The sequence below is a fragment of the Trichocoleus sp. FACHB-90 genome, from assembly GCF_014695505.1.
Taxonomy (GTDB): Bacteria; Cyanobacteriota; Cyanobacteriia; order Cyanobacteriales; family FACHB-T130; genus Funiculus; species Funiculus sociatus.
Genome location: NZ_JACJOK010000015.1, coordinates 40,741 through 53,239, shown reverse-complemented (window position 1 = coordinate 53,239; position 12,499 = coordinate 40,741). Strand labels below are relative to the sequence as shown.

Annotated in this window: 13 protein-coding genes and 1 pseudogene; 5 read left to right on the top strand and 9 right to left on the bottom strand. The window is 47.1% G+C overall.

Annotation, left to right across the window (positions count from 1 at the left end; genetic code table 11):
* Positions 1-106, top strand: a pseudogene (locus H6F74_RS04205) (IS1 family transposase); the annotation flags it as partial.
* 270 nt (positions 107-376) lie between these two features.
* On the opposite strand, the gene H6F74_RS04200 reads toward H6F74_RS04205, so the two are convergent.
* From H6F74_RS04200 to H6F74_RS04160, 9 genes are all read right to left on the bottom strand, one after another.
* Positions 377-841 (bottom strand): SH3 domain-containing protein, encoded by a 465-nt coding sequence (locus H6F74_RS04200; protein WP_190436760.1) that lies wholly within the window; start codon positions 839-841, stop codon positions 377-379.
* Complete coding sequence (locus H6F74_RS04195) at positions 838-2,367, bottom strand: AAA family ATPase (protein ID WP_190426621.1); 1,530 nt, start codon at positions 2,365-2,367, stop codon at positions 838-840. The genes H6F74_RS04200 and H6F74_RS04195 overlap by 4 nt, the downstream gene beginning before the upstream one ends.
* Positions 2,368-2,455: 88 nt before the next feature.
* Complete coding sequence (locus H6F74_RS04190) at positions 2,456-2,962, bottom strand: YceD family protein (protein ID WP_190436757.1); 507 nt, start codon at positions 2,960-2,962, stop codon at positions 2,456-2,458.
* 78 nt (positions 2,963-3,040) lie between these two features.
* Positions 3,041-3,556: a R3H domain-containing nucleic acid-binding protein gene (locus H6F74_RS04185; protein WP_190436754.1), complete on the bottom strand. Its 516-nt coding sequence runs from the start codon at positions 3,554-3,556 to the stop codon at positions 3,041-3,043.
* A 2-nt stretch (positions 3,557-3,558) separates the two neighbouring features.
* On the bottom strand, positions 3,559-4,722 hold the full coding sequence (gene yidC / locus H6F74_RS04180; RefSeq protein WP_190436752.1) for a membrane protein insertase YidC: 1,164 nt from the start codon (positions 4,720-4,722) through the stop codon (positions 3,559-3,561).
* Positions 4,723-4,897: 175 nt separating this feature from the next.
* On the bottom strand, positions 4,898-5,296 hold the full coding sequence (locus H6F74_RS04175; RefSeq protein WP_190436749.1) for a PH domain-containing protein: 399 nt from the start codon (positions 5,294-5,296) through the stop codon (positions 4,898-4,900).
* Positions 5,286-5,666, bottom strand: coding sequence for a ribonuclease P protein component (rnpA, locus tag H6F74_RS04170; protein WP_190436746.1), 381 nt, complete (start codon positions 5,664-5,666; stop codon positions 5,286-5,288). The genes H6F74_RS04175 and rnpA overlap by 11 nt, the downstream gene beginning before the upstream one ends.
* 73 nt (positions 5,667-5,739) lie before the next feature.
* A complete protein-coding gene (rpmH, locus tag H6F74_RS04165) occupies positions 5,740-5,877 on the bottom strand; it encodes a 50S ribosomal protein L34 (protein WP_190426639.1) in 138 nt (45 codons plus the stop codon).
* A gap of 191 nt (positions 5,878-6,068) precedes the next feature.
* On the bottom strand, positions 6,069-6,602 hold the full coding sequence (locus H6F74_RS04160) for a DUF2808 domain-containing protein (protein WP_190436742.1): 534 nt from the start codon (positions 6,600-6,602) through the stop codon (positions 6,069-6,071).
* Between the two features lie 561 nt (positions 6,603-7,163).
* On the opposite strand from H6F74_RS04160, the gene H6F74_RS04155 reads away from it, so the two are divergent.
* From H6F74_RS04155 to H6F74_RS04140, 4 genes are all read left to right on the top strand, one after another.
* Positions 7,164-8,309: a Re/Si-specific NAD(P)(+) transhydrogenase subunit alpha gene (locus H6F74_RS04155; RefSeq protein ID WP_190436739.1), complete on the top strand. Its 1,146-nt coding sequence runs from the start codon at positions 7,164-7,166 to the stop codon at positions 8,307-8,309.
* 126 nt (positions 8,310-8,435) lie between these two features.
* Positions 8,436-8,726 (top strand): NAD(P) transhydrogenase subunit alpha, encoded by a 291-nt coding sequence (locus H6F74_RS04150; RefSeq protein ID WP_190436737.1) that lies wholly within the window; start codon positions 8,436-8,438, stop codon positions 8,724-8,726.
* 61 nt (positions 8,727-8,787) lie between these two features.
* Complete coding sequence (locus H6F74_RS04145) at positions 8,788-10,188, top strand: NAD(P)(+) transhydrogenase (Re/Si-specific) subunit beta (RefSeq protein ID WP_190436734.1); 1,401 nt, start codon at positions 8,788-8,790, stop codon at positions 10,186-10,188.
* Between the two features lie 871 nt (positions 10,189-11,059).
* Positions 11,060-12,406: a serpin family protein gene (locus H6F74_RS04140; RefSeq protein ID WP_190436729.1), complete on the top strand. Its 1,347-nt coding sequence runs from the start codon at positions 11,060-11,062 to the stop codon at positions 12,404-12,406.
* The last annotated feature ends 93 nt before the right edge of the window (positions 12,407-12,499 follow it).

The following is a 12,499-nucleotide window of genomic DNA, read 5'->3' as shown; positions in this document are numbered from 1 at the left end:
ATCGCGTTTAGTGAGGAAGACGTTATCGAATTCTTAGAAGTTGGAGAACCATATCGGGGCAATTTGGTACTTCGTTCACCACTACAATGCATCCTTACCTGTTTAGCACTACCAAAGTTTTTGTCATTCATAATTTGTTATCCAGCGGTAAGGTGGAAAATGGCTGTAAGTAAGGGTTTTTCAACCTACCACCCGCTCTTTATCTGCTGGAAAAGTTGCCAGAATATGGCAATTAAAATTTAGCTAATCTTAACATACTGCTCATTTCTTAGGGACACGGCAATGCCATGTCCCTGCGTAGCACTGGCATCTTGGGTGCACTACGTCGGGAGAGAAAAATCCCCATTTAAAATTTAAAATTTGCTGGTTGCTACGTTTATTCTGAGTCAACTCGCTTAACGTTACCAGCTTTGATCCAACCTTGTTGTTCGCCATTTTCTAGGCGTACCTGCTGCCACCTTTTATCGTCACTTTCTTTTATAACCACAACTCGCTGATTGAATCCAACCCCACCAACGCGGCTGGCTTCCAGAGTGGGGTTCTCCCTTAGACTTAAGCCTTCTGGCCAGGTGACACTCGCTATGTAGGCTCCTGGTTCTAGCTGAGTCGAGGGTGTAGGAGTGGGACTGGGTTGAGCAGAGGACGCAGGTGTTGGCTTTTTGGACGCGCTCGCCGCCGCCTTGGCTTTCAGCACCGATTTATCGTTTGCATACATCGGCTTCGCGGGCGGTGTTGAGAGTTTAGTCAGGAAGTAATAAGCAGTAGCACCACTAGCCACCACCAACAGGGATATCGCCAGGAAAAAACCGATTAAAAATTTTACTAACCCCGAAAAACTCATGACGGTGATTCCGGTTGTTGCAACTTATGAAAGCGACTACTCAAACTACAGTGTCTCGAAGCCATACGGGCTTTACCTGCGGCTGCCCAATCTTGCAGAAACTGGATTTGCTCGCTGGCAGTCCGCGCCAGAGGCACAATCTGGCTGGCGGCTTCTAGAATATCATCTACGGTGAAGTCTCGATTCTGGCTAAATCCAATGTGCATTGCTTCTATAAGCGTTTGCTCAATTTCTGCCCCGGAAAAGTCCGGTGTCTCGTATGCCAGCCGATCTAAATCGTAGCTATTCAAGTTGTGAGGCCGCAGTCGGGATAAGTGTACCGCAAAAATGGCGCGACGTTCCTCTGTTTCTGGCAAACCGACAAAAAATATTTCATCAAATCTGCCTTTCCGGAGCATTTCCGGCGGTAAAGCCTGAATATTGTTAGCAGTGGCAACTACGAAAACTGGTGAGGTTTTTTCTGCCAGCCAGGTGATAAAGGTGCCAAAAACGCGGTTGCTGGTTCCGGCATCTCCTTTACCATCCATTCCAGAGAAGGCTTTGTCAATTTCATCTATCCATAGTACACAGGGAGCCAAGGCTTCTGCGAGTTGAATCATCTGTCTGGTGCGAGATTCTGATTCGCCCACCAATCCCCCAAAGAGTCGCCCAACGTCTAGGCGCAATAGGGGTAGGTGCCAGTGATGGGCGATCGCTTTTGCTGTTAGAGATTTCCCAGTTCCCTGAATTCCCACCAGCAGTAAACCTCTGGGATAAGGTAAACCATATTGCCTAGCTCGTTCTGAGAAGGCACCGCCTCGCCGCAGCAGCCAGTCTTTCAGGTTATCTAAACCGCCAATATCAGAAATTTTCTCGGTTGTCGGATAAAACTCTAATATTTGCGTCTGACGAATGCTCTGACGCTTTTCTTCTAGCACCAGTTCCACGTCTTCGGGACGCAGTTCGCCGTGGGTTGCGATCGCCCGTGCCAAAACCCGTCGAATCCGATCCATTGACAAACCTTGGCAGGAACGCACCAGTTCATCCAAGACTTTACCGCCGAGAGATTTACCTGTCGCACCCAGCAGACGTTCTACTTCGTTCTTAATTTCTGCTGGTGCTGGCAGGGGAAACTCTATGACTGTCAAAACTTCGCCCAAGTCTGAGGGAATATTAACTTGCGGCGACACAATAACAATGTTTTTTGGCTGGGATTTCAGCCGCCGCGATAAATTCCGAAGTTTTCTGGAGACGGAAATATCTTCTAAAAAGCGGTGAAAATCTCTCAAAAGGAAGATTGCAGGGGAGGCGGCGGGTAATTTTTCTACAAATTCTAATGCTTGTAGGGGATTACGACGACCGAACCCGGCATCATTGGGGTTGCCTTGGTAGCCATCAACAAAATCCCAGATATAGACTGCGCGATCGCCTGTTCTTTGAGCGCACTGTGCGATCACCGCTTCTACTCGCTCCTCTTCGGGAGTCGGAATATAAATTGCCGGATAACGGGCGCGTAGGAGCAGTTCAAACTCGTCACTGAAGCTCATATTGTTGTTAAGAATGCTAATGGCTAATGGCTAATTGCTCGTTTGTTCAAAATCCATTAGCCATTAGCCAATAACTAATGACTAATAACTATTTGGGCAGTTGTCTCTTAAGCGCTTCTAAAGCCTCCCAACGCCGATCTGAGGCCGTTTCGGAGGCATTTTTATCGCCTGCTTGAATTCCCGAACAGTTTTTGTCACAGAGATTTCTGGGAGGAATTGCCAGACACAGCTGTTCGTACAACCAAACATCGGGGTGAAAATCACCGTATGGCGATAGCATTTCCACCAAATCTTCTAGCGGTGTCTCCCGTTCCAAAGGCCCGCTATCCGGTTTTTCTGCCGCTTCATCTAGCCAAATCATTTCTGAGGTCTTAAGGGCTAGGCGGTGGTTATACTGTTGCAAGCAGCGGTGGCAGGTGAGTGTGGTAATTGCTTCTGCAACAGCAGAAACCTCAAGGTAATTTCCTTGATGGGTAACTTTTATCTGTCCGCGCACTGGGGTTAAGGTTTCCAGTTCCGGTAAAAACTCATCAATCTCTATTACTTCTGTGCGCTCTGGCGCTTTTGTCAATCCCGGAATATAAATCGTCTTCATAATGATTCAGCCATCCTTCTTACAAAATTAAAAATGAAAAATTAAAAACTTAAGCTTTTAATTTTTCATTTTTAATTTTTAACTCCTCAGCCGCACAACCAACCTTCGATCCGGCTCCTGGCCTCGACTGTAGGTTTCTAAATCTTCGCTCTCTTGAAAATAGGTATGAACTTGACGACGTTCGGCTGAAGACAATGATTTCATTTCATATTCTTGACCAGTTTGGCGCACCTGCCCTGCGGCATATTCAGCCATTTCCAGTAGTTCTGCTTGCCGCTTTTGCCGATAGCCGTCGAGTTCAATGGTGTAAGCTGTCTGATTTTCCCGATCTTGGCCAAGGTTCAAAATCGAATTAGCAAGATACTGGATGGCATCAAGAGCAGTACCTTCAGTGCCAATTAAGGCTTGAATTTGTGCTGGTGTTAGTTTTGTTTCGTCGATAGTCAACCAGTAGCTTACTCCTGATTCTTCTGGTGGCGAGTCAATTGCTGGCGCGATCGCTTGCTTTTCGACTGTAACGCCTGTGGGAAATTTCCCTAACCGCAGAAGTTCTTCCAGCCACTGTTGACCCCGCTGCATTATGTGATCGCTCATGGCTAACTCGAAGCTTTTTTCTTAGATCGACCGGGTTCAAAGGGAAGTGCCTCTCTTTCCTTTGATTTTGTTTCTTTTTCTGTTTCTTTTTCTTGCACCTCTACCATTTTCTGGATATTTTCTGGCAGTGGTTCCCGCGACAGAATAAATGTCTGAGCGGTCTGAAAAATGTTGGCAATGACCATGTACATCAGCACTCCAGCTGGCAAGGGGAAGAACAAAAACATCCCCGAAAACAGGACTGGGGTGATTTTGTTTACCGTAGCTTGCTGCGCGTTTGCGTCGCCTGAACCGCTGTTCTGTCCAGAGAGAACTTGGTTGATATACAAACTGATGCCAAAAAACAGCACCATTCCGATGATATCCCAGTGGATAGTTCCGTCGTCATCAAAAGCGCCCACACGACCAAGCGCATCAATAAATAGGAATCCCTTATCTGCCGCCAGTCCCGGAACTATTCCCTGAATAGTTGCTTCCCCAGGCTGTAAAGCTTCCAGGGTGCCATCTTCATTCAACCGCACCCGATCCTCGCCTTTTGTCACCTTCCAATGAGGCACCAGCTTGGTTTCGGGATAGTCGGTGAGTAGTTGGGACAGAGGTTTTCCCTCAACACTTTGAAATTCTACTTTGGTTTTTTCCCCAATCGCAAGGCGATTGCCCCCAGGCAGCAAAGCTGCAATCGGAGCATGAACGCCATCGGTAAAGTAAATGTTTTGCGGTTTGGTTACAAAAGCTTGCGGTTGGATGCGTTCAATTTGTTCTTGAGGAAATATTTCCAGGTTGACGGAGTAGTTTACATCAGAAAACGGCGAACCCCGCAAGGTGGCGAACAAGGCAAACAGAACTGGCATTTGCACCAAAACAGGGAAACATCCTGCCAAAGGGTTGCCAAACTCTTTGAACAGCTTGCTCATTTCTTCCTGCTGTTTTGCCGGATCGTCTTTGTAGAGTTTCTGAATCTCTTCTTGCCGCTTTTTCATCAGCGGTTGAGTAACTTTCATCCGCCGCATATTGCGAATGGAGCCTGCACTCAGTGGATAGAGTGCAAAGCGAATCACAAGTGTCAGCGCCACGATGGCGAGACCATAGCTTGGCACAATCCCGTAGAAGAAATCCAGGATTGGCAGCATGACATTATTGGAGAGAAACCCGATACCAAAGTCCATTCGTTCTGAGTCAAAGAGGGCGCTAGTAACTTGAAGTGAATCTAATCTAAATTTATCTAATGTTTCTCGTTTTGGGGGTTGTATAGCATCACAAAAGCTTCCCTGGCGCTGATTTTAGATTTTAAATGTCATAAATTCCATTGTTCTATCTAAAATTCTTCAGCAAGGAAGAATGCTACCCTAACGACTTGGAGGAACCACCCGGTTTCCCGGTTCTGGCATCTACATTCTCGGTGATGTAATCATAAATTTCCCGGAATCTAGGCAGGGATCTGAGTTCTAGACGGCTACCATCTCTGAGGGTTAGCACCATGTCACCCCAGAGTCCGAGTCCTCTGGGAACTTTAACGGCCTTGACGATTTCTGAGTAGATGATGTCGGTGCGATCGCGCCCCATCCAACCACCTGTCACCGATATCCGGCGGTCGGTAATCCGGTAGCGCAACCACAGCGATCGCACAATCGCTCCTACTGTCAGCGGCAAACAGATTACTGTGAATCCCAACAGAATATTTATAATCAAATCGCCAATATGCGGCCCACCTTCATAAAAGGTTTCCTCTTTAATCGCCATCTAGTACCTCTGCTTGTGCCAACAACTGCTCTAATTCTCGCAAAATTTGACCATAATCGCACTCAACTGCTGTCGGTCGCACCACCACTACTAACCTCCAGCCTGGCGATAGTCGGGGCAACAGACAGCGAAAAGCTGCTCGAATTCGTCGCTTGATGCGGTTCCGGATTACTGCTCGTTTGCTGACTTTTAAGCTGATAGATATTCCTATCCGTGCCGGCACCTTACCAGTTCCCACACCAGTTGCGCCCCCAAGCGGCGACCTTAGCGCTCGTAAAGTTAAGTGAGTGGTATTGCGCCGCATTCCACTCTGATACACGGCTGTAAAATCTCGCCGATGCCGGAGTCGATTTGCTTTCGATAATGCCACTGGAAACTTCCTTACCTCGGTGGCTTGGAGAAGGTTGAAGGCGAAATTAATTCATCCTTCATCCTCCATCTTCCTAAACGCTAAGGCGATAACGTCCTTTTTTTCTCCGGGCTTTGATAACGTTCTGACCGTTTGTGGTACGCATCCGCGCCCGAAAACCGGATGTTCTTTTTTGTTTGCGGTTAGTGCCGCCGAGAGTCCGCTGAGTCATTGGTGATTACTCCTATAGCAATTGATGCTGTAAAAAAAAGTCACAATTCTCTAGCTTAGCACCAAATCGCTGCGAGTGCCTTTTACCCAATGGCTGGAAGGCTCTCTCCGTAAAGGCAAAATGCCTACAATAATTTGCTCTCTCAGTCCTCTTGCCTGCGCCAAGGACGTGAGAGAAGTTGCTTTTCGTTGTTAATTAATACTCAAAATCCAGGTGCCGAGGTAACGCGGCAACGGTACATCACCGGGAGTGAGGATGGCAGCATTGAAATAATAAACTCCCCCAAAAGGCGGGTTCTTCACGTTAGAGAACACCAATTCTACATTGTTCCCAGCCGGAACTGGCTCCTCCATATAAATTAGAACCTTGTGATTCTCTTTGTCCCAGTTAACCTCTCGAATGGGAAACTTTTTACCTTTGACACGCACCTCCATGCTTTTAGTGTCAAACTTGCCTTTGTAGTAGTCCGGATAAGAAACGATAAACTGGGCAGCGCCTAATTCCATTTTCTTGCCGGGAATCTTCAGCCGATAGCGATCCCAATTATCCGATTGACCGCCGAAATCCAAAAAGTAGGACAATTGATTTTGCCGCTCTACACCACTAAAGATGGTTAATCCGGGCAGATTCTGCGCCTGAGTCAGGGTGGAAAACCCCGCAAGCAAGCAACCAGTCGCCGCCAGAGCAGTCAGGAGGCGTCGTGTAGAGGATTTTATGGACAACATAGGCTGATTCCCTCAACTGTAGATAGTGAGATAGTGGGCTGGGCGTTACTAAACTTTACTGTTTTTGACTGTATCAGGTATTTCACAATACCTGATGAATCGGTGCTTGTGACGCGGAAAGCTTATAAAAAGTGCCTCCCGTTGGGGACGCGGGGACGTGGGAGATTTTTGTTTGGTGGCCAAGCGCATGAGCATCTATGGCGAAGAGAGCTGCTGCATCACCGATCTCGCTTAACAGCCATCTTTTTATTGACTAATGTATACCATTGTATAGTTTTTTATTTAATTTTTTGAATAAATTTGACAAAATCAACAGCAACCAGAGGTTTCAATTAATCTTAACTGACGGCACAGAAGCTAATAGCCACCGAAAATTTTTAGGGCAAGCTTTTCCATCATTAAGATGAAAGTTTTTTAAAATTGTCTAGAAGTGTGTGGATATTACAAAGAATGTGCGATCGCGCTCAATCCAAATTCATAAGACAAAATTAAAGAGACGGATTGGGATTTAAGAATTAACATAGGATTCCAAAGGGCTGGAAAAATTGATTGGGAGAATTCATGAGAATATCGGTTGCTAAAGAAGTTGAAGTTGGTGAACATCGCGTTGCTCTGGTGCCTGACATTGTAGGCAAGTTGGTAAAACAGGGTTTAGAAGTATGGGTAGAGGCGGGTGCTGGCGAGCAGGCCTTTTTCTCTAATGAAGCCTATGAAGCAGCCGGAGCAAAGATTGTCGGCGATACAGCGGCTTTGTGGGGCGAGGCAGATGTCCTACTAAAAGTTAATCCGCCTGCATTGCATGAAGTTCACCAGATGAAGGAAGGAAGCGCCTTGGTTGGGTTTCTGAATCCTCTAGGGAACCCAACATTGGTGCAACGTTTAGCCGAGCAGAAAGTAACAGCTTTCAGTATGGAGATGATTCCCCGTACCAGTAGGGCGCAAAGCATGGATGCTTTGTCGTCTCAGGCGGGGGTGGCAGGTTATAAGGCGGTATTGATTGCGGCGGCGGCTTTGCCGAAGTTTTTCCCAATGTTGACGACAGCAGCAGGTACAATCGCACCAGCCAAGGTGTTTGTGATGGGCGCAGGTGTGGCGGGACTGCAAGCGATCGCTACCGCTAGACGACTTGGTGCTGTAGTAGAAGCTTTTGATATTCGCCCAGCGGTGAAGGAAGAAGTGCAAAGCTTGGGAGCCAAATTCGTCGAAGTCAAACTGGAAGAAGAGACTGTGGCGGCTGGAGGCTATGCTAAAGAAGTTTCTGAAGCATCCAAGCAGCGGACTCAGGAAGTCGTAGCCGAACACGTCGCTCAGTCGGATGTGGTAATCACCACCGCCCAAGTACCGGGCAGAAAAGCACCAATACTTGTGACTGAGGAAATGGTAGCTCGGATGAAGCCTGGTTCGGTAATTGTAGATTTGGCAGCCGAACAAGGCGGAAACTGCGCTTGTACCCAAGCAGGGAAAGATGTCCAGCGCAACGGCGTGACGATTATTGGGCCGATGAATTTACCTTCATCTCTGCCAATTAACGCCAGTCAAATGTATTCCAAAAACGTTTTGACTTTGGTGCAATACCTGATTAAAGACGGTACATTGCAGTTAAATTTTGAAGATGACATCACCGACAGCACTTGTGTCGCCCATGCTGGAGAGATTCGCAATCAACGGGTAAAGGATGCGATCGCTCAAGTAACAGTCAACGCATAGTAATGGGGACTGGGAACAAGGAATTTCTGGTTTCCCAGCCTGGGGCTGGGAACCAGAATATAGAGGCTAGAGCCTCTTATTGAGACTGGTGCAAGATGTGAGTTTAATGAAAGGATTTGGGAACTGATGACAGAAGCATTGATTGCCGCTTTGTTCGTGTTTGTGTTGGCATCTTTTACTGGATTTGAAATTATCAACAAAGTGCCGCCAACGCTCCATACTCCCCTCATGTCTGGGGCAAATGCGATTTCTGGAATTGCCGTGATTGGGGCGCTGCTCGTCTCTGGAGAGCGCGATACAAATCTCAGCGTCATTTTGGGCTTGATAGCTGTGGTGCTGGCAACCATTAACGTTGTAGGCGGTTTCTTGGTGACAGATCGGATGTTGCAAATGTTTAAGAAAAAAGCGGCTAGCTAATGGAAAAAAACAATTAGCAATTAGCAATTAGCAATCATTCAAGTAAGAACTAACAACTGATATGACCGATTTTCTGCCAACTGGAATACAACTGACTTATTTAGTCGCAGCATCTTTATTCATTTTAGGGTTGAAAAAACTGGGTTCGCCAGCAACAGCTCGTCAAGGCAACTTATGGGCAGCTATAGGGATGCTGCTGGCGGTGGTGGCAACGCTGCTGGATCGGCAAGTGTTGAACTACCAGATGATTTTGGTGGGTTTACTGATTGGTTCCGTGTTGGGAGCGATCGCAGCCTATAAAGTAGAAATGACCGATATGCCCCAAATGGTCGGTTTACTCAACGGATTAGGAGGTGCTGCATCTGCCCTCGTTGCCGTGGCAGAATTTGGGCGGTTAGTGGGACATCAAGCCATACCCATCGATGCCAACATCTCGATCATCAGTAGTGTGTTTATCGGTGGTGTCACCTTCACTGGCAGTATGGTTGCCTTTGCCAAATTGCAAGGACTCATCAGCGGTAGCCCAATTACATTTCCCTTGCAGCAACCAATTAATGCTCTCCTTTTGGCAGGCTTTTTTGTTGCCACCGCCTATCTGCTAATCGATCCGCAAAACCTGCCCGTATTCGTGGGCATGGTTGGTATCTCCTTACTATTGGGCGTGCTGTTCGTCATTCCTATCGGCGGCGGCGATATGCCAGTAGTAATCTCCCTGTTGAACTCCTTATCCGGAGTAGCAGCCGCCGCCGCAGGTTTTGTGGTGATGAACAATATGTTGATCATCGCTGGTGCCTTGGTGGGCGCATCTGGATTAATCCTTACCGAGATTATGTGTAAGGCGATGAACCGCTCTTTAGCCAGCGTACTATTCGGTGCCTTTGGCAAAGCTGGCGCGTCTGGCGGTACTGGTGCAGCAGCAGGGGGCGATAAATCTGTCCGCACCGTCGATCCAGAAGAAGGGGCGATGATGTTGGGCTATGCTCGTTCTGTCGTGATTGTTCCCGGCTACGGTATGGCGGTGGCGCAAGCGCAGCACGCTGTCCGCGAATTAGCTGACGGCTTGGAAAAGCTGGGCGTTGAGGTGAAGTATGCGATTCACCCAGTTGCTGGGCGGATGCCTGGACACATGAACGTACTATTGGCAGAGGCAAATGTGCCTTATCCGCAGCTGTACGACATGGATGATATTAATCCCCAGTTTGAGCAGACTGATGTTGCCTTAGTTATTGGGGCAAATGATGTGGTAAATCCATCTGCTCGTCACGATTCTGGAAGTCCTATCTACGGAATGCCGATTTTGGAAGTAGATAAGGCGAAGCACACGATTGTGATTAAGCGGGGGATGAGTGCGGGTTTTGCTGGTGTGGATAATGAGCTTTTCTACAAAGACAAAACCATGATGCTTTTTGGTAGTGCGCGGGATGTGGTTGCGAAGCTGGTTGCTGAGGTGAAGCAACTTTAGGAACACCGCAAAGACACATTAGCGATCGCGCTCTATAGCGCGAAGGAAGAAGTAAAAAAGGCTTGCCGCCAGCAAGCCTTTTTTTTGTTAGAGCAGCTAAAAAAGCTGGAGATTCGTTCAAGGTGTAAAATATTCAGGCGGTTAATAAGCTTGCTTGACTTTTACAGCAAGCATAAAAATGAAGTAGAAAAATCCGTTTTTTGCAACCTTATTTTTTAGTTTAAATTGAATCTATTTTTGTGGTTTAGGGAAAGCACCAAACTCAGCCAAGAGAGAAATTAAGCAATTTTCACAGAAACCAGGGCTAAAATAAAGGTAGAATAAAGTTCTGTACGTATGCAACTCGATCGGAAATAGGCGTGATACATTGAGAATATCGGCGGCTTCCAAGGAAGTAAAATCAGGGTTTAATTGCTATAAGGATACGCCACTTGAGTCAGCTATCATCAATTCGATGACTGACTGCTCTGAGTAAGGTTTGCGATGATTTGGAAGTGCGATCGCTCGCTTTTCAATCATTTCCCACTATTTCTATGGTGGGTTGTTAAATTCTAAGACTTGAGCCATATCTTGGGAATAGCATCTACCTCCGGTTCGCAAGCAAAGGCTCATCTCCAGCCTACCCTGGCATCAAAAACCGCTCCTTGTTGCTCAAGCCTACTCGCCTTAGAAAGGAAATATCCGTTTTAAGTTTTGAGTTATATATTTTAAATCAATCAGAACCAACAAAGGTGTATAAACAGCTTGCAGCAGGGGTTTCAAACCTCTGTGGCAGATGTTTAGTGGGATGAAAGATAGGTTAGGCTAGGTTAACTATAAGCATCTGCTACATTCTCCAAAGCACTGATATGGCATTTTGCATGAAAGCAGCATGAAACAGATCATCGCGGGTTTCACCGCCGCTTTAGTAGGTTTGACGACCACTTTGGCTGGTTCCGCTTTGGCTTGTGAGCCTGGTATCCCTCTGAGCAATAAAACCTCCTCTGGCAATGCAGATGCTACCGCTACCCTGCCCTTAAAGCTTCGCCCTCAGCCTCGGACTCCCATAATAATCAGCCAAAACCCATCGGAAAGTGGACAAGCTACAAGAGAGCTGCCTGCTGAGGTAAATAGTGTGGTAGAGGGTAACAACGCCTTCGCCTTCGACTTATACAACAAGCTGCGTAATCAACAAGGGAATTTATTTTTCTCTCCCTACAGCATCTCAACAGCACTGGCTATGACCTACGCCGGAGCTAGGGGGCCAACGGCAACAGAGATGGCTAAGGTTCTCCACTTCACTAATAAGCCAGAAAACCTGCATTCGAGTTTTGCCACGCTCATAACTAAACTGATCTCTAGTAACCCCCAAGGGTATCAACTAAGCATTGCCAATCGGCTTTGGGGTCAGAAGGGATACGGCTTTAGCGATGCCTTCCTCAAAACTAGCCAGAATAACTATGGAGCGGGGTTAGAGCAGGTAGACTTCGCTGGTGCTACTGAACAGGCTCGTGGCACTATCAATAGCTGGGTGGCAAAAAAGACCCAAAACAAGATTGAAAACCTGATTGAACAGGGCATTCTCTCCTCGAATACGAAGCTGGTACTGACAAACGCCATCTACTTTAAGGGCGCTTGGGCAAGTCAGTTTAACCCAAAAGATACCAAACAGGAAGCATTCAGTGTCACGGCAACTCAGCAAGTCAAGGTGCCGATGATGTACCAAGAAGCGGCGGTTCCCTTTGCAGATTTAGAGGAGCTGCAACTCTTGGAGCTGCCCTATGCTGATTCGGATATATCTATGGTAATTCTCTTGCCGAAAAAAGCTAATGGGGTGGAACAACTAGAGCAGCAGCTAACGCCAGACAACCTCCAGAAGTGGTTATCGTCGGTTCGAGATGGGGGTAATGTTAAGATTTGGCTACCCAAGTTCAAGGTAGATTCAGGGATTGAGCTGAGCGATGTACTCTCAAGCATGGGAATGGCGATCGCTTTCAGTAAAACAGCCGATTTCTCTGGTATCAGCCCCAAGAAAGGACTCTCGATCTCGAAAATAATTCACAAAACTTTTGTGGATGTGGATGAGTTGGGGACTGAGGCAGCTGCGACTACAGGTGTTTTAATGGCGAGGGGCGGATCTGGGCAGTTTCGGGCAGATCATCCGTTTGTGTTTTTGATTCGAGATAATCGCTCTGAGAGCATTCTATTCGTGGGTCGTATGGTAAACCCGCTAGAGTAAGTAGTCTGTTGTAGCAATTCAATGCTTGGGTGGGATACATCTGTTGGGGCATGGCATTGTCCCAACCAAGGTGGCGGCAACTTTATAACCGCA

Excerpts from the sequence above, each read along its gene's own strand:
- H6F74_RS04200 (WP_190436760.1), bottom strand. The coding sequence starts at position 841 with ATGAGTTTTTCGGGGTTAGTAAAATTTTTAATCGGTTTTTTCCTGGCG.
- H6F74_RS04195 (WP_190426621.1), bottom strand. The coding sequence starts at position 2,367 with ATGAGCTTCAGTGACGAGTTTGAACTGCTCCTACGCGCCCGTTATCCG.
- H6F74_RS04190 (WP_190436757.1), bottom strand. The coding sequence starts at position 2,962 with ATGAAGACGATTTATATTCCGGGATTGACAAAAGCGCCAGAGCGCACA.
- H6F74_RS04185 (WP_190436754.1), bottom strand. The coding sequence starts at position 3,556 with ATGAGCGATCACATAATGCAGCGGGGTCAACAGTGGCTGGAAGAACTT.
- yidC (WP_190436752.1), bottom strand. The coding sequence starts at position 4,722 with ATGGACTTTGGTATCGGGTTTCTCTCCAATAATGTCATGCTGCCAATC.
- H6F74_RS04175 (WP_190436749.1), bottom strand. The coding sequence starts at position 5,296 with ATGGCGATTAAAGAGGAAACCTTTTATGAAGGTGGGCCGCATATTGGC.
- rpmH (WP_190426639.1), bottom strand. The coding sequence starts at position 5,877 with ATGACTCAGCGGACTCTCGGCGGCACTAACCGCAAACAAAAAAGAACA.
- H6F74_RS04160 (WP_190436742.1), bottom strand. The coding sequence starts at position 6,602 with ATGTTGTCCATAAAATCCTCTACACGACGCCTCCTGACTGCTCTGGCG.
- H6F74_RS04155 (WP_190436739.1), top strand. The coding sequence starts at position 7,164 with ATGAGAATATCGGTTGCTAAAGAAGTTGAAGTTGGTGAACATCGCGTT.
- H6F74_RS04150 (WP_190436737.1), top strand. The coding sequence starts at position 8,436 with ATGACAGAAGCATTGATTGCCGCTTTGTTCGTGTTTGTGTTGGCATCT.
- H6F74_RS04145 (WP_190436734.1), top strand. The coding sequence starts at position 8,788 with ATGACCGATTTTCTGCCAACTGGAATACAACTGACTTATTTAGTCGCA.
- H6F74_RS04140 (WP_190436729.1), top strand. The coding sequence starts at position 11,060 with ATGAAACAGATCATCGCGGGTTTCACCGCCGCTTTAGTAGGTTTGACG.